The 1,115-nt window shown below is 67.0% G+C and carries 1 protein-coding gene; it reads right to left on the bottom strand.

Going from position 1 to position 1,115, the window contains the following annotated elements; all coding sequences use genetic code 11:
• Positions 1-994 (bottom strand): IS481 family transposase (locus AB0C26_RS46430; RefSeq protein WP_360261784.1); only part of this gene is annotated, 994 nt, incomplete at its 3' end.
• Positions 995-1,115 lie beyond the last annotated feature (121 nt).

The following is a 1,115-nucleotide window of genomic DNA, read 5'->3' as shown; positions in this document are numbered from 1 at the left end:
TGTGCTGTCCAGGGACGTTGGTCAACCTGGTGATGGGTGGTAGGCCACCGATTGCTGAGTGGGGTCGGTGGTGATTGTAGTGATGCAGGAAGGCCGGTAAGGCCTTCCTGCGGGCCTGTTCGGAGTTGTAGTGCCGGGCGATGGCCCAGCCGTCGGTCAAGGTTCGGTGGAACCGTTCCACCTTGCCGTTGGTCTGCGGCCGATACGGACGGGTCTTCTTCGGTGTGATGCCAAGCTCCGCGCAGGCATCGCGCCAGGCGAACGATTTGTAGGCCGAGCCGTTGTCGGACAACACCCGTTCGACGGTGACGCCGCGCTGGGCGAACCAGGCGACGGCGTTGCGTAGTACGGCGATGGCGGTGACGGCTTTCTCGTCGTCGCGGATTTCGGCGTAGGCGACGCGGGAGTGATCGTCGATGACGGTGTGCACGAATGCGGTGCCGATCCGCGGTTCGTAGACCTTGTTGCGGGCGCCGGTGCGTCGCGCGGTCGTCTGCCGATTCCGTTCGCCTTGCAGCCGGCCGACGAAACGCCAGCCACCGCCGTCGGGGATGTTGCCGTACTTGGTGACGTCGACGTGCAGCATTGCCCCGGGATGCGGATGTTCGTAGCGGCGTACGGGCTCGCCGGTGATCCGGTCGAGGTGTGACAGCCGGTTGAGGCGGCAGCGCAGCAGGACGGCATGCACGGTCGAGGCTGGCATGCCCAGGCGGCCACCGATCTGGACCGGGCCGAGGCGTTGTTTCCAGCGTAGGTGCACGATCTTGCGGACCACCGGTCGCGGGGTCCGGGCCGGGCTGCGATGCGGACGCGACGAACGGTCGTCCATAGCGTCCGGGCCGGCTTGCGCGTAGCGGTCGGCCCAGCGTTTCGCCGTGCGCCAGGACACCTCGAAACGGCGGGCCGCCGCCGCGACCGGCCACCGGTCCTCGACGATCAGACGCGCCAGCCGCAGACGCGCGCGCGGGGTCAAAGCAGCATTACGGTGGAGCACGAAGGCCTCCTGGTTGCCGGAGCGGTTCCTAGACAGCTCCACTCCACAACCGGAGGCCTTCACCCGTCCAGAGTCAGATCAACTCGTCACACCACCTCGACCAACCTCCCTGGACAGCACA

Origin of the sequence: Actinoplanes sp. NPDC048796, from assembly GCF_040650035.1 — a bacterium.
Classification (GTDB): domain Bacteria; phylum Actinomycetota; class Actinomycetes; order Mycobacteriales; family Micromonosporaceae; genus Actinoplanes.
This window is presented reverse-complemented; position numbering and strand designations above follow the sequence as displayed.